The sequence below is a fragment of the Dyadobacter ginsengisoli DSM 21015 genome, from assembly GCF_059568735.1.
In genome coordinates this window covers 650,121-670,239 of sequence record NZ_JCANTY010000004.1, presented here as the reverse complement: position 1 = coordinate 670,239, position 20,119 = coordinate 650,121, and the positions used below count along the sequence as shown (strand labels likewise).

The window sequence follows — 20,119 nt, the reverse complement described above, 5'->3', positions numbered from 1 at the left end:
ACCGTGCAATTGTACGGTCAGCCATAACATAAAATAAATTAGCCATGAAAATCTCCATTGTTTCCATCCTGACCTGCGCTTTGGCGCTCACATTGTCTTTCGCATCCATTGCAGGTGACAAAAAGAAAAACAGCGAAGAAAAAGAAACTGCCAGTGCCGTTAAATTTGATGCGGCCCTATACAAAATCAACGACACAAACAAAGTAAAACTATCAGTTAACAAAAATGAAAATGACAGATTGCGCGTAGTTTTGAAAGACAAAGGGGGTAAAGTATATTACTCCGAAGTGTTTAATGAAAAAGACTCCAAGTATCGCCGCGTATTCAATCTCGACGAAATGAGCGACGGAACCTACTACTTTGAGTTAATTCACAAAAAAGACAAATTGGTGAAGGAAGTAAATATTCAGAGTACCAATTCGAAACAAATCTCTTTACAGTAAGTAATGCTGACAACAAAAAATCCCGACTTCTTAACGTCGGGATTTTTTGTTGTCAGTGTAATTCTTTTTCCGGGTCCCAGAAGCATTCTTCCCAGTTCTGAATATGATTATTTTCCACTTTTATACCTTCTTCTTCAAGACGTTCCTGCATGGTAGTGGGGGTGTCAAAGAGATGCCTGGCACTTAGTTCTCCTTGTTTGTTGACAACGCGGTGGGCCGGAATGTCATCCTGGGTGTAGCTATTGCCCATGGCCCAACCAACTATCCGTGCGCCGCGCTTGGCACCGAGGTAAGCAGCGATGGCTCCGTAGGAAGTTGCCCGGCCCTTGGGTATTTGCCTGACAACATCGTAAACATCACTAAAAAATTCATTTCCCTTTTTCATTCTCGTTTGCACGGGCTGCCTGGCGCTCATCGATCTCATCCGATAGCTGCTGGTACCAATCAGCTCCGTATGCACGGATAAGAGGATCTTTGAGGAATTTATAGACTGGTACCTTCAATTCTTGTCCAAGACTGCAAGCTGGGCTGCATATTTCCCAGCGATCGTAGTTAAGCGCGTGGTACTGTTCATATTTAGTTACGCGAATCGGATACAGGTGGCACGAAATCGGTTTTTTATAACTGATTTTTCCGTCATTATAGGCCTCTTCTATCGCACATTTCAAAATGCCTTTTTTGTCATAAATAGCATATACGCATTCTTTGCCGTTAATGATGGGGGTGACATAATCGCCGTCCCAGTCTTTGGTGTAGGTGCCTTCTTTGGCAATAACAGCCTTCCCGGCTTCGGTAAGATAGGGTTCTACCTTCGGATAGATTTCATCGAGAATAGCAAGCTCATCCTCATCCAGCGGGGCGCCTGAATCCCCCTCCACACAACATGCCCCCTTGCATTTGTCGAGATTACAGACAAACTGCTGGTCTTCAATGTCGTCGCTAATACAGGTATTTTTAATCAGAATCATAACGGAACAGCTTATTGCTGAGGTATTTTAAGTTTTTGTCCCACCATAACACTGTTTCCGGACATATTGTTTAATTTTTTGATATCTTCTACATTGGTCCGGTAAGTCTGAGCAATGCGGAACAGTGTTTCACCGGGTGCAACGGTATGTGTCTGGCTTCCGGACGGCTGCGTTTCAGCTCCGTTTTCCTGGCCTTCGGCCCTTCTTACACGTAACTTTTGCCCGGACTTCAGACGATCTGAATCGCTCAGATTATTCAATGAAAGCAATTCTCTGATGGAGATTCCGTAGGCTTTGGAAATACTGTAGTAAGTCTGTCCGCCTTGAACCACATGGAATTCCGAACCGGGAGTTGCAGACAAGCGGGTTTCCTCCTTGATTTCTTCGGGCGTTTTGAAGGTTTCGGCGGGCGCCGGGCGACTGACGGCTACCTTGCTTGGGGCTGGTCTTTCCGCTACTTCTTTCGGATGTGCTCCTTCTTCACCTGTCCTGGAAACAAGCAGTTTTTGCCCGCTTACAAGTCGGCTCTGAGCGGTACGGTTGTTAATGCTCAACAGATCTTTCAGCGAAAGGTTGTATTTGTTGGCGATGCTGAAATAGGTTTCGCCCGACTGCACAGTGTGATAGCTGGGCGCAGCCGAAGCGATTTCTTTGTTGGCACTGTTCCAACTTGCCGGTTCTGTTTCCTTTTTTGCAGTCGCTTCCTTTGCTGCTTCTGCTTCCCGGGCTGCCTTTTCTGCTGCGGCTGCACGCTGCCGGGCGTAAACTGAGCCCGAGGAGGCGGTAGTCCTGGTGTCATTGGGCGTAACAACTTTGGACGGTGCAGCAGCTTTCGAATTCGGTTTTTCTTCCTCAGTCGATTTGAATGATGCATTGGTGTCGTCCTGTGTAATGATCACCACGCGATCATTGGTATTGGCGGCTGGTGCAGAAGGCTTGTATATCCCCGCAGCGGCCGTTGAAGATTTGGCGGGGGTGTTAGCCGTAGGTGTGGTGGCAGGGGCTGTGGCAGGCTCTGCCTCTTTTTCAGCACTACTTTCGGTCTTTTCAACCAACACGGGAGTATACTTTTTCCGCCCGGCGGGTTTATCAGGAATCGTACTATTAGACGCGATGGGCGTGGAACTCGCAACCGGTGCTTTTCCAGGGACCACAGCTATGACAGAATCCTTTCGGGCCGGTAAGGTGGTTGGTTGTGGCGGTGCGATGATTTCGATTGGCTGTTTGCGGGGCCGTTTTTTTGTCAGGAAAAGAACTTGCCCGGTTTGGATCGGATAGTTCCGGCTGGTTGTACGGTTATATTTTAGCAAGCTCACCAGGCGGACGCCATATTGCTGGGAAACGCTTAGCCAGGTATCGCCGGGACGTGCCGTATGAAATGGCGTGGCGGCTTTTTTATGTTTTCGGGAAAGATAATAAACCTGTCCGGGGATTAATGGCATATCGGCCAGATGGTCGTTGTAGCGCATGAAGCGTGGGACACGGACACCCGCTGCTTTGGCAAGTGTTTTGGGCTTGTCCCCGGCACGAGCTTCGATACCCGGCAGACCATTGATATCGTATAATGTCGGGGAATTGGGCTCCGTCAATTGTACTGCCGCCTTTTTCAAAACGGGGAAGCCAGTGTCTTCGTACACCGATGCTACCGCAGTCTGGCGTGGGGGTAATGACAATTTCTCACGAACGGAAGCCACCTGGTCCACGGGTACAGGTAATGTGAGCAGATATTCGCGATCGGCTGGAATTTTATCATCATTCAGCCACTTGTTATAATTTTTCAGCTCGGTTAAAGGCACATTCAGGGATCTGGCTATTTCCTCGAAGGACTGCCCCTTCCCATAGTCCGATTCCATCAGAATAAAGCTGTTGGGCGACTTGTACCGTTCGATTCCGGATTCCAATGCAATTTTATGGGCAAAAAAGCGGAGCATGTACCGGTCGGTTTTCGCAGTGAGCGTGACCTCACGCGCATAGGCCCAACTGGCAGGAACTACTTTTTTGACACCTCCCGCACCCTGGTAGTAAGAGTACAAGGTCGTAACCCAGTTATTGAATTGCTGATTGTTCTTTTTCAGATACCATGCAGCCGCGTGGGTCGATGAGCTGATGTTCTTTCTTTCGTCGACATCTCCATCAACACGCAGATTCAATTCACGGGCAGTTTCGGGCTTGAATTGCCAGTACCCCACAGCATTGGAGCTCGAAACGACATCGGGACGGAAAGAGCTTTCCTGAACCGCCAGGTATTTAAAGTCGATGGGGACTTCTTCGTCCATTAAAATTCCTTCCACGATCGGGAAGTGCAGGACAGCGCGGTCCATTTTCTCTTCCCAGAACTTTTTGTTGGACATCAGACTTTTGACGTCTTCCTCGATAACGTTCTGTGCGCCCCGGTCAAATTTGACGGTAATGCCTCCGAAAGAAACACTTGCGGGTATTTCCGGTTGGGTCTGAGCAGAAACTGCACCGCTGGTTAATAGCAGCAGGACAACGTGAGTAAAAGAGGTGATATTGTTAATGAAAGTTCTGGCCATATAAGAATAAATGCTCGGCTGACTATTGAGTATTATAATTTCTGAAGAATCATCAATCCATCCCGGATCGGTAAAAGTATGTTGGAAACCCGGGGATCTTCATGTACCATCCTGTTGAAATCCAGCAATGCCTGCGTGTCTTTGTCTGTCTTGGTGGACTGTTGAACAACTTTACCGCTCCACAGCACATTATCCGCAATCAGGAAGCCGCCTGGACGGACTTTATCGAGACAGAGGTTAAAATAAGAAGAATAATTGATTTTATCTGCATCGATGAAAACGAGATCAAATGTGTCGGTCAGCGCTGGGATAATATCCAGTGCATTACCGATCCGATAATCGATCTGATCCTTGAAGGCGGTCTGGTCAAAATAACGTCTTGTGAAGTTTTCAAGCTCCTCGTTGATATCGATCGTGATCAGCCTGCCGTCCGCATTGAGTCCTTCGCAAAGGCAAATGCCCGAGTAACCCGTGTAGGTGCCGATTTCCAGGATGCGGTCGGGCCGGATCATCCTGGAAATCATGGAAAGAAATCTGCCCTGTAAATGTCCTGAGAGCATGCGGGGACTGAGAACGTTGGCATAGGTTTCCCTGCTCAGGGACTTCAGCAGAGCATTCTCTTCTTCCGTGTGGGCTACGGAATATTCTTCGATTTCCTCTACCAAAAACTTCATCCGAATATGATATATGCTAATCCCGATACTAATGCCGGTCAGACATTAGCTACAATGCGTTCAAGATAAGTGCCATAGCCACTCTTTACCAGTGGTTTGGCAATTTCACGCAGTTGTTCTGCATTAATAAAGCCCATACGGTAGGCGATCTCCTCAATGCAGCCCACTTTTAAGCCCTGACGTTCTTCGATGACCTGGACAAACTGCCCGGCCTGCATGAGCGATTGGAAGGTGCCTGTATCCAGCCAGGCTGTGCCGCGGTTGAGAACACCCACTTTAAGTTTGCCGCGTTCGAGGTAAACCCGGTTGACGTCGGTGATTTCAAGCTCACCGCGGGGCGATGGAGGGATTGTTTTGGCGATTTCCACAACATCATTGTCATAGAAATACAAACCAGGAACAGCATAGTTCGACTTAGGCGTTTCCGGTTTTTCTTCGATCGAAAGGACGTTGTTGAACTTGTCAAACTCTACGACGCCATATCTTTCGGGGTCATGAACCTGGTAGGCAAAAATCACGCCGCCATCGGGATTGTTGTTGGACTGGAGCAGGTTCGAGAGCCCTGATCCGTAAAAGATATTGTCCCCGAGGATCAATGCTACCTTATCGTGGCCAATGAACTCTTCTCCGATGATGAATGCCTGTGCGAGACCATCAGGACTGGGTTGTACCGCGTAACTGAATTCGCAGCCAAGCCGGCTTCCGTCTCCGAGCAACTTCTCGAAATGTGGCAAGTCATGTGGTGTCGAGATGATCAGGATTTCGCGGATACCCGCCAGCATCAGAATCGACAGCGGGTAATATATCATTGGTTTATCATAAACAGGCATAAGCTGTTTGCTGACGGCCAATGTAAGCGGATGTAACCTCGTACCGGAGCCTCCGGCTAATATAATGCCTTTCATAAAATTTCAATTGGGTAAGAAATGACCGGATTATCTGTCCTGGTACATTTCGTCATAATATTTCTGGTAAGTGCCGGAAGTTACATTATTGAGCCAGTCCTGATTGGTCAGGTACCATTCTACTGTTCTTTCCAGGCCTTCCGCAAACTGCAATGATGGCTTCCAGCCGAGTTCCTCGGATAGCTTGGTGGCATCGATCGCGTAGCGCAGGTCGTGTCCGGCGCGGTCGCTTACGTAAGTGATGAGCTGAACGCTTTCACCTTCCGCACGACCCAGCTTCCGGTCCATGATGCTGCAAAGCAAATGCACCAGGTCGATGTTCTTCCATTCATTGTGTCCCCCGATATTATAGGTGTCGCCATTGACACCCTGGTGGAAAATGACGTCAATCGCGATCGCGTGATCTTCCACAAATAGCCAGTCCCTGATATTTTCACCTTTACCGTAAACGGGAAGCGGCTTTTTCTGGATGATATTATGGATCATCAGCGGAATCAGCTTCTCTGGGAAATGGTTAGGACCGTAATTGTTGGAACAGTTGGAGATCACTACCGGCAACTTATAGGTATTGTGGTAGGCCCTTACGAAATGGTCTGACGATGCTTTTGAAGCGGAATAGGGCGATCTTGGATCGTACTTCGTCGTTTCGACAAAGAATGTACCCGGGTCATGCAACTCACCGTATACTTCGTCTGTCGAGACGTGATAAAACCGGCGGCCGGTAAAATCATCTTTCCAGGCTTTTTTTGCGGCATTAAGCAGGTTCACGGTCCCGACTACATTGGTCATCACAAAGGACATCGGGTCGGTAATGGATCTGTCGACGTGGCTTTCGGCAGCCAGGTGGATAATGCCGTGAAAATCGTTGTCACCGATCAGCTGGTCGATGAATGCGGCATCGACGATGTCACCCTTGACAAATGTATAGTTCGGAGCGTTCTCAATGTCCCTGAGGTTCTCGAGATTACCAGCGTAGGTGAGTGCGTCGAGGTTATAAATATGATAATCCGGGTGAAAGTTGACAAACCGGCGTACAACATGTGAGCCGATAAAACCCGCTCCTCCCGTAATCAAGATTTTTTTCATTTTTCAGCTGTTAGTTTTAGTTGCCAGTTCCATGCATCGCGCAATGCGTCGGCCATGGTTTTCTCGGCATGCCATTTCATCACTTTATTGACCTTGTCAGATTGTGCGTAGATCTGCTCAACGTCTCCTTCGCGGCGTGGCCCGATGGTATAGTTCAGTTTGACGCCGTTCACTTCCTCAAAAGTATTAATCAATTGCAGAACAGTATAACCTTCTCCTGTTCCCACGTTAAATACATCATAATAATTATTATCCGTTTGCGAATCCAGCAGATCCAGTGCCTTCACGTGTGCCTTTGCGAGGTCGACCACGTGAATGAAGTCGCGGATACAGGTGCCATCGGGCGTATCGTAGTCGTTGCCGAAAACCGTGAGTGATTTGCGGAGCCCTGCGGCTGTTTGTGTTATGAACGGAACGAGGTTACTGGGAACGCCGTTGGGCAGCTCTCCGATCAGTGAAGATTCGTGGGCTCCGATTGGATTGAAGTATCGCAGTGAAATCGCCTTGAGCCCCGGACCGGAATGAACATAGTCACGGATGATGTCCTCGGCAATGGCCTTGGTATTTCCATAAGGAGAGCTAGCCGGTAACCTGGGAGTACTTTCTGTCACAGGAAGTGTTTCGGGCTGGCCGTACACCGTGCAGGATGAAGAGAATACAAATTTATCGACACTAAACTCCTTCATTGCTCTGAGGAGTACCATCAGGGAGTTCAGATTGTTTTCGTAATAATTCAGGGGTTTTTCAACAGACTCACCCACAGCCTTGTAAGCGGCGAAATGAATCACACCATCAAACTTTTCCTTTTCGAACAAGGCCCTTACTTTGTCGGTGTCATTGCAATCGATCTCATAAAACGGAAACGTTTTGCCGGTGATTTTTTTGATTCCTTCAAGAACGTTGAGATTGGAGTTGTAAAGATTGTCGACAATGACAGGCTCAAACCCCGCTTTGTCTAACTCCACAACGGTATGGGAACCGATAAATCCGGCCCCTCCGGTAACGAGAATTTTCATGCGTTATGTGCTTTGTTTGTAAAAATATGGTGGTATAGATATTCCCCGAAAGTAAGCAGAAATTATGCGATATGACGCAGATTTGCCATACTTACCCTTGAAAATATGCCTGGGAAGGGGCATTTTTTTCCGGGCAAAAGTAGAAAATTTGACGTCCATAAAAAAAAAATGTTTTTATTTATCCGTTGGTTGTAAAACGCAGATTTGAGGAAAATGAACCAGAAAGAAATCAAGGCACTGATATCCTTACTTGATGACGAGGATCATGAAGTGAGTCAGCACGTTGAAGGGAAGATACTATCGTTGGGAGGGACTGTGATACCTTTTCTGGAGACTGAATGGGAGGAGAGTTTTAACCCGATCGTGCAAAGAAAAATCGAGGAACTGATACACGAATTGCAGCTAGGTATAATGATTGAACGGTTGCAGGCGTGGAAAAACGGGGGGGCGCTCGACCTGTTGGAGGGGATGTGGATTATTGCTACCTATCATTATCCGGACCTTTCGATGGAGAAGCTGAAAACCACCATCGAGCAGCTTTATTACGATATCTGGATCCAGTTCCAGGAAGAGATGAATGCAGTAGATCAGGTGAAGCGGATCAACAGCATATTTTTCGGAGTGATGAATTTCGCGGCCAATACCAAGAATTTTCATTCTCCGACCAACTCGATGATCAATGCCGTACTTGAAAGCAGAAGGGGGAATCCAATTACTTTGTGCGTGATTTACCTGCTCATTGCCAGAAAGCTCGGATTGCCGGTGTATGGCGTGAACTTGCCGAATCTTTTTGTCCTGACCTATAAAAACGATAAGACACAGTTCTATATCAATGTCTTCAACCGCGGTATCATTTTTTCCAAAACAGATATCGATCATTACATCGCTCAGTTGAATATCAAGTCGAAAGACATTTTTTATCAGCCTTGCACCAACCTGGAAATTGTCCAGCGGGTATTGAGAAACCTCATCCTGTCCTATGAGAAAACCAGCGAGCAGGATAAGATCAGAGAGATCGAGAAAATACTGAAGTCGACTTTGGATGAGATCCCGGGCAGCTGATCTTAAAGGGCAATGGCCAGGCAATGGCCATCGAACCACCTGAGATGAATGTTGGAATGTACGACCAGGTGCTGGTCCGTCAGTCTACCACGGAGCAGTAAATCTCCATTTCGGAAGGGTTCAATGTAAATTGAGTCCTTGAAGCTGATCTTTTTCTTGCCATACAATTTATACAGGGCTTCTTTTGCACACCAATACATGCATAGTGGCTTCATTTCGTCCGCTGCGTGATCGAATTCCGGGGATGACAGATATTTCCGGGAAGTTCTCTGGAGTTTCGCATCTATTTTCTCCATATCGATGCCTATCGCGGCTGCAGGGTTGATCGCCACCGCGACAAATTCAAAGGTATGTGTGATGGATATATGAGAATCGTTGTCGATCAGGAATGCCTTGCCATGCTCGTCTTTGTGAATGCCTACGTAGTTGATGCCGAACTGCTCTGCCAATGTCTTGATCAACATTCTGCTGGCGAGCCATTCACGCTTTTTTTGAGGATGAGAAATCTTATCCAACTCCTGCTGATTGAACCCATTACCCAGGTTATTTTGCAGTTCTGTTTCGGTTTCCGTCAGTTTCCAAAGCAGCAGCGTGCTGGTTTCTTCAATCTTTTCGGAATGAACGAGGGGCATGTGAATTCTGTTTACAATTTCTATTTTAAATATTTTAGTTCCGGCACAAAACTAACAAGATGAATATTCGCAAAGTAGATACTTTTTCCGGTCATAGGGACAGTGTTTATACAATTATTTCAGATCTGACCGGTAATGGATTCTATTCTGCGGGGGCCGATGGGTTTGTGATCCAATGGGATTTCAACAGGCCGGATCTGGGAAACCTCGTCGCACGTGCAGGTGCATCGGTATATGCCCTTGCGCTTCATGCGGATACGAAAGCACTCTGGATCGGACAGAATTATGAAGGGTTGCAGATGCTGGATATCGTTGAGAACCGGATCAGTAAAACTTCAAAAATTACCAGCGCAGCCATCTTCGATATTCAGTTTTGGGGAGACAAAGCACTTGTGGCATTGGGTGACGGGGTTGTCGCAGTAGTGGATGTGCCCTCCTTCGCTGTTCAAAAGCATATCAAGCTGGCGGGGAAAAGTGTGCGCAGCATTGCCGTCAATACCGGGACCAATGAGTTCGCGACGGGCGACAGCGACTGTAATGTCCATGTCTTCGATTTAGACGGCTTTAAATTAAAAAAGACGATTCAGGCACATTCAAATTCAGTCTTTTCCGTTAAGTATTCACCGGACGGTAAATATCTGTTTACGACTGGCCGGGACGCGCACCTGAAAATATGGGACGTCAATGATGCATACGGCATCGTCAGCGACATACCTGCGCACATGTATGCGATCAACGATATTACATTCAGCCCTGATCGCTCCCTCTTCGCTACCTGCAGCATGGACAAATCCATAAAAGTCTGGGATGCAGCCACATTTAAACTGAAAAAAATAATAGACAGAGCCCGTCATGCCGGGCACGGAACGTCGGTCAATAAACTGCTGTGGACGGGCTTTGAAAATCAATTGATTTCATGTAGCGACGACCGTATGATATCCGTTTGGGAGGTTTCCTGACCGAATACTTATAATATGGTAATGTTGGTAAATACTTTGAAAAATGAATCATATATCTTTAACTTACACGACCGTTTTTAACTAGGCATCAAAGCATAGAATGCATCATGAAAATATCCGCTATAGACATACGCAAGCATACTTTTGAAAAGATTTTCAGAGGTTACGATCCGGACGAAGTAGATGCTTTCCTGAACTCCTTGTCTCAGGAATGGGAGCGGTATTCAAGCGAAAATAACTTGCTGAAGATGCAGCTGGAATATGCGGAAAAGGAATTGAGCAAGCTGAAAGACATAGAATCAACCTTATTCAGAACCTTAAAAGCAGCAGAAGATACCAGTAAGTTAATAGAGAAAGAGGCCAACGAAGCAGCTGAGAAAAGAATAGAAGAATCCAGGGTGGCAGCCAATGATCTGGTAGCAGAAGCCGAGCAGCGGACCGGTCAGATTATCCGCCAGACAGAAGAGCGTCTGACAAAATTCAGGGAGGATTTTGCGGGCGAGATTAAGATCCAGGAACGTGATTTCAGGGCCATAGAAAACTTCCGGGACAACCTGATTGTTCAGCTGAGCTCTCTTGCAAACAGTGCACTGGAAACGGTAGAACGGTTTGAGCAGAAGTACGATAAGGAATCGGTATTGAACAAGATGGAGGAGATCAAGAAGCATGTGGCGGAGATCGAGATTCCGAAGAAAATTGTGTATCAGACGCCGGTAAAAACAGAGGAGACGGTTACAGAACCCGAAGTAAATGTGGTATTGACCGATGATAAGCCGGAAGTAGTATTCGAGGTAGTGGATACTGAAGAAGAAGTAATCGTTGAAGAAGAGGAAATTCTGCCGGAAGCAGCGTCGGAACCTGAGGAGGTAGTGGCTGCAATTACGCCGGAGCCAGAGCCCGTGCTTACTTCTGAACCCGAGCCCGTTCAGGAAGAGCCCGTCCAGTACAACAAGATCAGAGAGACAGCTAAAAGTGCTGCCGATGAAGCGTCGGAAGCGTTGGCAGAAATGCATAAAGTCGCTGAAAAGGCGCGGGATTCGACCACGGGTATCAACAGGCCGAGAGAAAGCACCCAGCCTAAGAAATCCGGGGGAGGTTCATTTTTTGACCAAATTTGATCTTGAACATTGGGAACGATCAGCCTCGAAGGACTTGAGTTTTTTGCATACCACGGTTATTATCCAGAAGAGCAGCGCATCGGTAATAAGTACGCCCTGGACATTATCATATCTACCGACTTTTATCAGGCTGCGCAACATGACAAGCTGAGCGAAACGGTCAATTATGAAACGCTCTATCAGTTAACGGCTACCGTTATGAGGGAGCCTGCCAAATTACTTGAACACATTGGTTTCAATGTCATCGAGAAAATCCGGGAGCATTACCCGTTGGTTGAAAAAGTCACTGTGAAGGTATCTAAGTTTAATCCGCCGATAGGAGGGGTTTGCACCCGGGCGGTGATAACGATGGAGGGATAGCATTGTAAATAAGAAAGGCGGTTTCAACCGCCTTTCTTATTTACAGTCAATATTCATGTGGAAGTTCGAGATTCACTTGCTCATGCCATGGAAGGCCGTGCTTGTTCAGCAGGTCCATAAACGGATCAGGGTTTAGTTCTTCTACATTATAAACGCCTGGTTTCATCCATTCTTCGTTGGTAAGCATCAGCATGGCGCCGATCATCGCGGGTACGCCTGTGGTATAACTTACAGCCTGCGCGCGAACTTCGCGATAGCACGCCGCGTGATCACAGTTGTTCCAAACGTAATAAGTTGTTTCTTCTCCGTTCTTCATGCCTTTGATCTGGCATCCGATAGAGGTCTGTCCTGAATAATTCTCGCCCAAAGTATCGGGTGCGGGAAGTACGGCTTTCAGGAATTCAAGCGGAACAATGTCCATTCCATTGAATTTGATCGGCTTAATGCTGGTCATACCCACATTTTCAAGCACATTCAGGTGGGTAATATAAGCCTGCCCGAATGTCATCCAGAAACGTGCCCGTTTCAATGTAGGGAAGTTCTTTACCAGTGATTCGAGTTCTTCGTGGTAAAGAACATAGCTTTCTTTCGGTCCGATGCCCGGGTAGTCGATCGGTTTATGAATGGACATCGCGGGGATTTCCACCCATTCGCCGTTTTCCCAGTAACGCCCTGGCTGAGTGATCTCGCGGATGTTGATTTCAGGATTGAAGTTCGTCGCAAAGGCCTTACCGTGATCACCTGCATTGCAGTCGATGATATCCAGATAATGCATCTCATCGAAATGATGTTTGGCTGCATAAGCCGTAAAAACCTGTGTAGCGCCCGGGTCGAAGCCGCAACCGAGCACGGCCATCAATCCAGCTTCCTTGAAACGCTCCTGGTACGCCCACTGCCAGCTGTATTCAAACTTGGCAACGTCCTTAGGCTCGTAGTTCGCGGTGTCCAGGTAATGCACGCCGGTTTCGAGGCAGGCGTCCATGATGGTGAGGTCCTGATACGGCAAAGCTACATTGATGAGTACTTTGGGCTGGAAACGTTTGATCAGCAACACAGTTTCTGCGACGATGTCCGCATCCACCTGGGCAGTCTCGATCGTCACGCCATGCATTTCCTTGATTTCAGCGGCTATTTTATCGCATTTGGCCTTGGTGCGGCTTGCGAGCATTATTTCGGTGAAAACGTGGCTATTCAATGCGCATTTGTGTGCCACTACGCTACCGACACCTCCTGCACCAATGATAAGAACCTTGGACATTTTGTTAAGTTTGAACGGTTAGAGACCTGATGGGTCCGGAGACCTGACAAGTCCGGTAAAATTTCCGGCAAAGATAGGACGGCCGGTCAATTTTTCAATTTAAATTTCCGTTAACCAGCTTCATCACCTTGCCGTTGGAGTAGTTGAGATAATATACTTCGCCGCTGTTGTCCTGCCCGAATGAAGAAATGGAGCCCATGTTTTCCATCAGCAGTGTATTGGATTTTTTGCTGTTGCCTTCGGTTTCCAACGCCCAAATGCGGCCGCTCACATAATCGCCGTAAATGTACCTGCCCGCCAGCGCCGGAATCGCCGATCCCCTGTACACATAACCGCCGGTGATAGATCGATCCCCATTACCTTGGCTATAATCATGAATGGGTTCGATAAGCCCCGACCGATTACAGTTTGACGACGGATTGTAACAATCGACGCCCTCCTTAATCCGCCAGCCATAGTTTCCGCCTTTGGTAATGATATCTATTTCCTCCCGTTCGTTTTGTCCTACATCTCCCGCGAACAAGCGATCATCGGCCCTGTCAAAACTGATCCGCCAGGGATTACGAAGGCCGAAGGCATAAATTTCAGGGAGATTACCCGCGGTGCCTGCGACAAATGGGTTATCAGCGGGGATTCCATAGTTGCTTTTGTCCGTAGCGTTGACGTCCACCCGTAGTATTTTGCCTAAATGGCTTCGCAGGTTTTGCGCATTGTTCTGCGGATCGCCGCCACTGCCGCCATCGCCAGTGGCAATGTAGAGATAACCATCTTTCCCGAATTGCAAGGAACCGCCATTGTGGTTATCATAAGGTTGATTAAATGTAAAAAGCACAGCCTCGCTGCCCGTGTCTGCCGAGTTGGCCGAGGAAGCCTTGTATCGCGCAATGACGGTCTTCAATGGGTTGCCGGAAGTATAGTTTACAAAAAAGTAGCCGTTGTTTTTAAAATCGGGATGAAATGCCAGGCCCAGCAAGCCTCTTTCTCCGCCAGACGTAACCTTGCTTTTGATATCCAGAAATATGGTGCTGTTTGTTACGTTCGCTGCATTGCTGAACACTTTGATGATGCCCTCCTTTTCTACGATGAAGAATCTGCTGCTGTCACCCGGTACCTGCTGAAGATCGACGGGCATATTAAATGTCAGGGAAGGAAACGCTTCTCTGGCGCCGACGGTATTTTCAGGCTCCTGCGGCTCTTCCGGACTTTTAGGATCATCAGACGAGCAGGCCAGCGCAGCCAGGATCAGAATGAGAGGAACGAGTAGTGAGTATGAAGAGACTTTCATGACGTTGAATTTTTTCTTAGACAACGTCATGAAAGTGGTTTTGTTTTGGAAATGCTTTTAAATCAGATGCTTCCAAATGACGTCATAGACGTCGATGGCTTTGAGTTCGGCTTGCTCCTGGGCTTCGTCCGTAATGCAGACCGGATAGTATTCTTTCGAAACAGTCACGCTGCCGTGTGAACCTTTGACGAGCGTCGCATCAAGCGGGATTACGTCCATCAGATATCTGAATCCCAGTAGTTTACGTGCCAGTTTGTAGCCAGCGCGAAGCTTGATAAACGGATTTTTGGGATCCATGAACATCTCTACCGGATCGTAGCCCGGCTTGCGGTGAATGTCTACCAAATGTGCGTAGTCAGGGGCTTTGGCATCATCGAGCCAGTAGTAGTAGGTAAACCAGCTGTCCGGCCTTGCTACTATCACAATGTCTCCTGAACGCTCATGATCGATGTGATGGGCCTTCTGCGCGTCTCTGTCGAGCACCAGGTCAATGCCAGGCGTTTTTTGCAAGAGGGTGATCACCCGCTCTTTTACCGAAGGATCATTCAGATAAATATGGGCGATCTGGTGATCGGAGACGGCAAATGCTTTTGAAACACCTGGATCCAACAGTTCGTACCACCGTTCCGTTCTGACTGAAATAAGTCCTTCGTTGCGGAGAATGCGGTTGATATGGATCGGATTGTTTACGGGGTTAATACCGTATTCGGAAAGCAGGATGATTTTCGCGTTCCGGGCCTCGTAGAATTGCACAAGCTTGGCAATTACTTCATCGATTTCGCCCAGTTCCTTGCTGATTTTTGAAAAATCGGGCCCGAATTTTTGCAGACAATAATCGAGATGCGGAAGGTAAATCAGCGTGAGTGTCGGATTATGCCTTTTTTCCACAGACATGGATGCATCTGCGATCCATTGTGTCGACTTGATATTCGCATTAGGCCCCCAAAAATTGAAAAGCGGGAACTGGCCCAGCTCGGTCTGTAGTTCGTCCCTCAATTCTGGTGGGTACGCATAGCAATCCGGTGCTTTGACGCCATCGGCATGATATTGCGGCCGCGGAGTTACCGAAAAATCGGCCGACGAGTACATATTATACCACCAGAACATTTTTGAGCAAGTGAATGCGGGATCCAGTTTCTTCGCTGCTTCCCATATTTTTTCGCCCCGGACCAGTTTGTTGGACTGTTTCCAGAATTTGACCTCTGAATCTTCGCGGTCGTACCAGCCATTGCCGACGATGCCATTCTCCGCTGGCCATTTACCCGTCAGGTAAGTGCTTTGGGAAGTGGTGGTAACGGCCGGTAAAACGGGTTTGATAGGAGTTAAATGCCTTTTTTTTAAGTATTCAGTCAGGAATGGAGTATGCTCTCCGATCAGGTTTGCGCTTAACGCAACAATATCTATAACGACGGTCTTATTCATAATTCAGCACTTTCTTCACCCATTCGATTTCGCGGACAATAGACTCGCCGATCGGTTTTTGTATGTCTTCCGGGAGTACGCCCCAGGTATATGTCTCAACTTCCAGGAATGAGGAGAATGGCGCGCCTTTATGGATTCCAAGGGTTTTGACGATGTCGGCCTGCGTGGATTCCAGTACACCATAAGAATTGATAAACAATGGTACATGAAAATGGACGCGCCATTCTTCATGCGTTTCATTCCAGTCCGTCAAAGCTTCTTTCAGATCCGGGTAATGGGTGAAATGACCGTCTTCGTGCCTTGCTACAACCTGATGGAGGTAAACCGGTTCATCGAATGTCTCAATAGCTTTCCGTTTGATTTCCCGCTCACTTCTGAAATCAACTTTCAATGCGGAACTGACCTGGATGCGTCCGACCTTAATACCAAATTCACTCAGGGAGTCGAGAATGTCTTCCGGATCTTCGTAGCCGACGGCGGCGTGACATATGTCGTAACAGAACTGGACGTGCCTCAGAATGGTTTCCTGCGCTTCGCCAGCGCCCATTCCGTACTTTTCCAGCAGGTAAATAATGCCTTTGGGCAGCAGGATGTTGGCATACCAGCTTACAAAATCGGTTGTGTTGTCCAGTATGCCGTCCGGTTCCGGCTCGATATCCAGGTGCAACAGTTTACCGGTGGTTTTGTGAATGCGGATCAGTTCATCGAGGAGTTCCAGAACATGGTTCGTGGCAGTCTCGGTGGCCTGCTGCTTTTCTGCTTCTGTTTTCCACCAGAGACGGTAGGATAACGGGGGCGTCGATACTCCCCCGTGCATATCGGCGGGCAGTAGCTCTGCGAGAATATTGAAAAGACGGATCGTGTACGCAAGACGGTCAGCGGTGGTCCAGTCGGGCGTATGCACGTCTGCTTTCACGACGGTATTGTGAAAACCGCCATAAGGAAAGCCATTGATCACAAAAACATACACATTCTGCTCTTTCAACCAGCTTTTAAATTCCGAAATTACCTCTGGTTTGTTTAGTTCGACGGAGGCTTCATTGGCTACCCGCAGACCCAGTCCAAAGGGTTGATCTGGTGACAGTTGCTGGCGTATGTATGGAATATTTTCACGCAGCGATTTAAAATGGCCTGCCCATTTCTCGCCGGGATGGATGTTACTGCAATAAGTTAAATGTCCGTAAGGCGTGATCATGCAGGGATTATTTTGGAGCTTTCAAGGTAATCTACGGATTCGGCGATAATGTCGGCATTCAGCTCGTGGACTTCTACACCTTTGCCAATTCTTTCCAGCAACATAATCGTTAGCCTTCCTCCCAAGTGTTCCCTGAATTCCTGCAAGCCATTACGCAGGTTGATTTTATCGTTTTCAGCCAGTTTGGAGTGATATAGTTCAAAACCAAGCTTGTGCAGCACATCCAGAATGCGGCTGAGATCGCCTTCCGGCAGCATCCCGATCTTAGTAGCATACACGCAATCCAGCGCGATACCGATCGCGACAGCCTCGCCATGCCGCACCTTGAAGTCGGTCAGGTATTCGAGCTTATGCGCTGCCCAGTGACCGAAATCCAGCGGACGGGAGGACCCGAATTCGAAGGGGTCTCCCCCTGCAATGTGTTCAGTGTGCATTTCGGCACAGCGGTGGATGAGATATGCCATGGCCTCCTCGTCACGCATGGCAAGCGCCTCCGCGTGTTCTTCGATCCACTCAAAAAATGAAACATCTTTAATAAGCGCCACTTTGATAGCCTCTGCTACACCTCCCCGCCAGTCGCGGTCGTCGAGCGTACGCAGGTAAGTGAGGTCGTTGAAAACAGCCACTGGTGGTGCAAATGTGCCCAGGAAGTTCTTTTTGCCATGGAAGTTAATGCTGTTCTTAACACCCACGCCCGAGTCGTTCTGTGACAGTACGGTCGTTGGGATGCGGATCAGCTTAATACCGCGGTGTGACACCGCCGCTGCATAGCCAACCAGGTCGAGTACCGCGCCGCCGCCGATGCCGATCACAAACGAATGACGGTCAATGCCGAAGGTGTCCACCGCTTCCACCAGACGGTCGAATTGCGCCGGATCATTTTTACAAGCTTCCCCGCCAGGAACCACGATGATTTCCGGTGCGAGCTGAATGTGCTGAACGGCGTCAGCAAAATACGCCCGGATCTGGTGGCGTAAATCCGGCTGTGTCTGTTCAAACCCCTCGTCTACGATCACAAGCGCTTTCCGTTGGAAGCCTTGCTCGGTATATTGGCTAAAAAAATCTTTCAGTAACGGGTTCTGGGTGTCAAATAAATGTTGGGTGAAGAATACTGCATAATGGTATTCCACCTGGAAACGTTGTTGTATGGTCTGCATTGAATTCAGCATTGAACGCGCAAATGGGTATCTACTATAAAACGTTTGACGGGGCGATCCGTTCAAACGTATTCAAAAATCATTGATATAAAGACTAAAAACTTTCACTTTTCCCCTTCTACTTACTCCGGCTTTTTGCTCAGGTAACCGCAAAGGCTTTGGCCAGGTACATCGAGAGCGGCAACAAAGCCAGTACAGCAACGGCCACAGGCAGCAGTCCGAAGGCAGCGCACCAGGACGCATTCATCACAATAAGCGAGATAACCCCTGCTTTTACGGCTTTGCCGATCAGCGGACCTATCGGATTCTGGATCGCGTTCCAGAGCGGGCGAAAGATGAACCAGGCATGCAGTAGCACGAATGGCAATGTAAAAAGGATGTTTGCTTTTTCCCGGGCAATGGCAAGTTGGGCAACCAGTACGGCGAGATAGAGAAATGCCGCTATATATAAGGTACGTTTTTTGCCGCCATGGACTTCATCCTGGCTGATCAGCGTGATCGCACCGATGTACATGATGGGAAACACAGCGATGAAAATCCAGTTTTGATATGATTCGGGCAGAACGCTCATCCCGAGGATCAGGTTGCCGCCCCGGCACATACCCATCGTCAGTGGCCCGAAAAAGACGTGATGTTTGGCAAACCGGTTGTAAAGGACCGTAAGCATGGCAATTACCACGGCTATCATGCCGCTTTGCAAACTGAATGCACCTGCGGCGACAATGCCCAGAAGTAACAGCGAAATACCCATTGTTGCGGCCGACCGCAATGGAACTTTACCGCTCGGGATAGGCCTCTCCGGGCGTTCGACGCTATCCAGTCGGGCATCAAAAACATCGTTCATTACTACGCCGCCGCCATACAGTCCCAGTGTGGATAACACCAGCCATGCGGGCGACAAGTCCGAGAATGTGAACTGAGCAATGGCCATACCTGCCAGGATATCTGCTATGGCGGTTACGAGATTGGCAGGGCGGGTTAGCTGCAAATAAGGTTTGAGGTTGCTCACTTTAATTGATCACTAAAAAATCCTTCACCGGAGCAGGTTGCTGGCCACCTCTCAGAATGCTGTTACCATGGAATTTCTCGGATTGATTGACCGCGTAACCTGACTCGAAATCTGTCACGTCGATCTGTCCGCTTTTACCAAATGCATCGATTGCATTCTGGTAGGTTACTAACCGGATCGTCTCGTCGGATATGCCACGCATCTTCATGAGTGCGGCAGTTTTCGGGATCGCTAATGGATCCGAAATGCCCCAGTCGGCCGCCGAATTGACCATAATGCGTTCGGGGCCGTATTGTTCCACTACTTTGACCATGCGTTCATTACCCATTTTGGTAAAAGGATAAATGGTGAATGCCGCCCAGAAGCCCTGATCGAGCACACTTTTTACGGTTTCTTCATTGTTATGGTCCACGATCACCCATGAGGGGTCGATGCCGTGCTCCAATGCAATGGCCATGCTGCGTTCGGTACCGTTCTTTTTGTCGCGGTGTGGCGTGTGTATTTGCACAGGCAATTTCGCCTCCTTGGCCAGTTCGAGTTGCAGCCGGTAGTATTTTTCTTCGGCAGGGGTTTGATCGTCAAAGCCAATTTCACCCACGCCAACAACGCCTTCTTTATAAATGTACAAGGGCAGGATTTCCATCACCTGCTCCGCCAGCGGTTCGTTATTTGCTTCCCGCGAGTTGAGACCCATGGTGCAATAATGCTTAATGCCAAACTGGGAGGAACGAAAACGTTCCCAGCCGACCAGACTGCTGTAATAATCCTTAAAAGTAGATAACCCGGTCCGCGGCTGCCCAACCCAGAATGCCGGTTCGATCAGCGCGACGATACCGGCCTGGTTCATGGCCTGATAGTCGTCGGTAGTGCGGGATACCATGTGGATATGCGGATCGAAAAAACGCATTCCTTTAATAAGGTCTTTATAATCATCCCAGGCAATGTCGCGGTGTGCGGGAGCCTGGCCTGCGGCTTCGCTGTCTTCAAAGTGCGAAGGGTTTTGGGTTGTATCGTTATGATTGAGGCACATGGTCAG

General features: G+C 48.2%; 20 protein-coding genes. 5 read left to right on the top strand and 15 right to left on the bottom strand.

Translation table 11 applies throughout. The features are described 5' to 3' along the window. The first annotated feature begins 44 nt into the window (after positions 1-44). Positions 45-443, top strand: a complete 399-nt coding sequence (locus tag BP71_RS17925; protein ID WP_496381629.1) for a hypothetical protein — start codon at positions 45-47, stop codon at positions 441-443. A 52-nt stretch (positions 444-495) separates the two neighbouring features. Here BP71_RS17925 and BP71_RS17920 read toward each other — a convergent pair whose 3' ends face one another. The 7 genes from BP71_RS17920 to galE are packed head-to-tail and all read right to left on the bottom strand — an operon-like array spanning position 496 to position 7,626. Further along, positions 496-828 (bottom strand): MGMT family protein, encoded by a 333-nt coding sequence (locus tag BP71_RS17920; protein WP_496381627.1) that lies wholly within the window; start codon positions 826-828, stop codon positions 496-498. Further along, entirely contained in the window at positions 812-1,411 is a 600-nt protein-coding gene (locus tag BP71_RS17915) for a DUF3109 family protein (protein WP_496381625.1), read from the bottom strand. Before BP71_RS17915 ends, BP71_RS17920 begins: the two co-directional genes overlap by 17 nt. 11 nt (positions 1,412-1,422) lie before the next feature. After that, positions 1,423-3,945 carry a LysM peptidoglycan-binding domain-containing protein gene (locus tag BP71_RS17910; protein WP_496381623.1) on the bottom strand — a complete coding sequence of 841 codons (2,523 nt, stop codon included), beginning with the start codon at positions 3,943-3,945 and terminating at the stop codon, positions 1,423-1,425. A gap of 32 nt (positions 3,946-3,977) precedes the next feature. Next, on the bottom strand, positions 3,978-4,619 hold the full coding sequence (locus tag BP71_RS17905) for an O-methyltransferase (protein WP_496381621.1): 642 nt from the start codon (positions 4,617-4,619) through the stop codon (positions 3,978-3,980). A gap of 38 nt (positions 4,620-4,657) precedes the next feature. Beyond that, on the bottom strand, positions 4,658-5,524 hold the full coding sequence (rfbA, locus tag BP71_RS17900) for a glucose-1-phosphate thymidylyltransferase RfbA (RefSeq protein ID WP_496381619.1): 867 nt from the start codon (positions 5,522-5,524) through the stop codon (positions 4,658-4,660). A 30-nt stretch (positions 5,525-5,554) separates the two neighbouring features. After that, positions 5,555-6,610 (bottom strand): dTDP-glucose 4,6-dehydratase, encoded by a 1,056-nt coding sequence (gene rfbB, locus BP71_RS17895; RefSeq protein ID WP_496381617.1) that lies wholly within the window; start codon positions 6,608-6,610, stop codon positions 5,555-5,557. Beyond that, on the bottom strand, positions 6,607-7,626 hold the full coding sequence (galE, locus tag BP71_RS17890; RefSeq protein ID WP_496381615.1) for a UDP-glucose 4-epimerase GalE: 1,020 nt from the start codon (positions 7,624-7,626) through the stop codon (positions 6,607-6,609). Before galE ends, rfbB begins: the two co-directional genes overlap by 4 nt. 213 nt (positions 7,627-7,839) lie before the next feature. Between galE and BP71_RS17885 the strand changes: the two genes are divergently transcribed. After that, complete coding sequence (locus BP71_RS17885) at positions 7,840-8,688, top strand: transglutaminase-like domain-containing protein (protein ID WP_496381613.1); 849 nt, start codon at positions 7,840-7,842, stop codon at positions 8,686-8,688. A 2-nt stretch (positions 8,689-8,690) separates the two neighbouring features. Here BP71_RS17885 and BP71_RS17880 read toward each other — a convergent pair whose 3' ends face one another. Continuing rightward, positions 8,691-9,320 carry a 4'-phosphopantetheinyl transferase family protein gene (locus BP71_RS17880; RefSeq protein WP_496381611.1) on the bottom strand — a complete coding sequence of 210 codons (630 nt, stop codon included), beginning with the start codon at positions 9,318-9,320 and terminating at the stop codon, positions 8,691-8,693. 59 nt (positions 9,321-9,379) lie between these two features. On the opposite strand from BP71_RS17880, the gene BP71_RS17875 reads away from it, so the two are divergent. The 3 genes from BP71_RS17875 (at position 9,380) to folB (ending at position 11,757) form a co-directional block, all read left to right on the top strand. Then, complete coding sequence (locus BP71_RS17875) at positions 9,380-10,279, top strand: WD40 repeat domain-containing protein (RefSeq protein WP_496381609.1); 900 nt, start codon at positions 9,380-9,382, stop codon at positions 10,277-10,279. Between the two features lie 107 nt (positions 10,280-10,386). Next, complete coding sequence (locus BP71_RS17870; protein WP_496381607.1) at positions 10,387-11,397, top strand: DivIVA domain-containing protein; 1,011 nt, start codon at positions 10,387-10,389, stop codon at positions 11,395-11,397. 9 nt (positions 11,398-11,406) lie between these two features. Next, on the top strand, positions 11,407-11,757 hold the full coding sequence (gene folB, locus BP71_RS17865) for a dihydroneopterin aldolase (protein ID WP_295929867.1): 351 nt from the start codon (positions 11,407-11,409) through the stop codon (positions 11,755-11,757). A gap of 46 nt (positions 11,758-11,803) precedes the next feature. Here the strand turns inward: folB and BP71_RS17860 are convergent, their stop codons facing one another. From BP71_RS17860 to BP71_RS17830, 7 genes are all read right to left on the bottom strand, one after another. Then, on the bottom strand, positions 11,804-13,015 hold the full coding sequence (locus tag BP71_RS17860) for a saccharopine dehydrogenase family protein (RefSeq protein ID WP_496381605.1): 1,212 nt from the start codon (positions 13,013-13,015) through the stop codon (positions 11,804-11,806). A 94-nt stretch (positions 13,016-13,109) separates the two neighbouring features. Beyond that, a complete protein-coding gene (locus tag BP71_RS17855; protein ID WP_496381603.1) occupies positions 13,110-14,300 on the bottom strand; it encodes a PQQ-dependent sugar dehydrogenase in 1,191 nt (396 codons plus the stop codon). Positions 14,301-14,357: 57 nt separating this feature from the next. Then, positions 14,358-15,722 carry an alkaline phosphatase family protein gene (locus BP71_RS17850; protein ID WP_496381601.1) on the bottom strand — a complete coding sequence of 455 codons (1,365 nt, stop codon included), beginning with the start codon at positions 15,720-15,722 and terminating at the stop codon, positions 14,358-14,360. Next, positions 15,715-16,917 (bottom strand): metabolite traffic protein EboE, encoded by a 1,203-nt coding sequence (gene eboE / locus BP71_RS17845; RefSeq protein WP_496381599.1) that lies wholly within the window; start codon positions 16,915-16,917, stop codon positions 15,715-15,717. Before eboE ends, BP71_RS17850 begins: the two co-directional genes overlap by 8 nt. After that, positions 16,914-18,074 carry a 3-dehydroquinate synthase gene (locus tag BP71_RS17840; RefSeq protein WP_496381597.1) on the bottom strand — a complete coding sequence of 387 codons (1,161 nt, stop codon included), beginning with the start codon at positions 18,072-18,074 and terminating at the stop codon, positions 16,914-16,916. Before BP71_RS17840 ends, eboE begins: the two co-directional genes overlap by 4 nt. A 139-nt stretch (positions 18,075-18,213) precedes the next feature. Next, positions 18,214-19,083 (bottom strand): UbiA-like protein EboC, encoded by an 870-nt coding sequence (gene eboC, locus BP71_RS17835; protein WP_496381595.1) that lies wholly within the window; start codon positions 19,081-19,083, stop codon positions 18,214-18,216. A 1-nt stretch (position 19,084) separates the two neighbouring features. Then, positions 19,085-20,113, bottom strand: a complete 1,029-nt coding sequence (locus tag BP71_RS17830) for a TatD family hydrolase (RefSeq protein WP_496381863.1) — start codon at positions 20,111-20,113, stop codon at positions 19,085-19,087. Positions 20,114-20,119: the final 6 nt, after the last annotated feature.

What these genes read in the sequence shown, in the direction of transcription:
- BP71_RS17925 (WP_496381629.1), top strand. Translation starts at nt 45, where the DNA reads ATGAAAATCTCCATTGTTTCCATCCTGACCTGCGCTTTGGCGCTCACA.
- BP71_RS17920 (WP_496381627.1), bottom strand. Translation starts at nt 828, where the DNA reads ATGAAAAAGGGAAATGAATTTTTTAGTGATGTTTACGATGTTGTCAGG.
- BP71_RS17915 (WP_496381625.1), bottom strand. Translation starts at nt 1,411, where the DNA reads ATGATTCTGATTAAAAATACCTGTATTAGCGACGACATTGAAGACCAG.
- BP71_RS17910 (WP_496381623.1), bottom strand. Translation starts at nt 3,945, where the DNA reads ATGGCCAGAACTTTCATTAACAATATCACCTCTTTTACTCACGTTGTC.
- BP71_RS17905 (WP_496381621.1), bottom strand. Translation starts at nt 4,619, where the DNA reads ATGAAGTTTTTGGTAGAGGAAATCGAAGAATATTCCGTAGCCCACACG.
- rfbA (WP_496381619.1), bottom strand. Translation starts at nt 5,524, where the DNA reads ATGAAAGGCATTATATTAGCCGGAGGCTCCGGTACGAGGTTACATCCG.
- rfbB (WP_496381617.1), bottom strand. Translation starts at nt 6,610, where the DNA reads ATGAAAAAAATCTTGATTACGGGAGGAGCGGGTTTTATCGGCTCACAT.
- galE (WP_496381615.1), bottom strand. Translation starts at nt 7,626, where the DNA reads ATGAAAATTCTCGTTACCGGAGGGGCCGGATTTATCGGTTCCCATACC.
- BP71_RS17885 (WP_496381613.1), top strand. Translation starts at nt 7,840, where the DNA reads ATGAACCAGAAAGAAATCAAGGCACTGATATCCTTACTTGATGACGAG.
- BP71_RS17880 (WP_496381611.1), bottom strand. Translation starts at nt 9,320, where the DNA reads ATGCCCCTCGTTCATTCCGAAAAGATTGAAGAAACCAGCACGCTGCTG.
- BP71_RS17875 (WP_496381609.1), top strand. Translation starts at nt 9,380, where the DNA reads ATGAATATTCGCAAAGTAGATACTTTTTCCGGTCATAGGGACAGTGTT.
- BP71_RS17870 (WP_496381607.1), top strand. Translation starts at nt 10,387, where the DNA reads ATGAAAATATCCGCTATAGACATACGCAAGCATACTTTTGAAAAGATT.
- BP71_RS17860 (WP_496381605.1), bottom strand. Translation starts at nt 13,015, where the DNA reads ATGTCCAAGGTTCTTATCATTGGTGCAGGAGGTGTCGGTAGCGTAGTG.
- BP71_RS17855 (WP_496381603.1), bottom strand. Translation starts at nt 14,300, where the DNA reads ATGAAAGTCTCTTCATACTCACTACTCGTTCCTCTCATTCTGATCCTG.
- BP71_RS17850 (WP_496381601.1), bottom strand. Translation starts at nt 15,722, where the DNA reads ATGAATAAGACCGTCGTTATAGATATTGTTGCGTTAAGCGCAAACCTG.
- eboE (WP_496381599.1), bottom strand. Translation starts at nt 16,917, where the DNA reads ATGATCACGCCTTACGGACATTTAACTTATTGCAGTAACATCCATCCC.
- BP71_RS17840 (WP_496381597.1), bottom strand. Translation starts at nt 18,074, where the DNA reads ATGCAGACCATACAACAACGTTTCCAGGTGGAATACCATTATGCAGTA.
- BP71_RS17830 (WP_496381863.1), bottom strand. Translation starts at nt 20,113, where the DNA reads ATGTGCCTCAATCATAACGATACAACCCAAAACCCTTCGCACTTTGAA.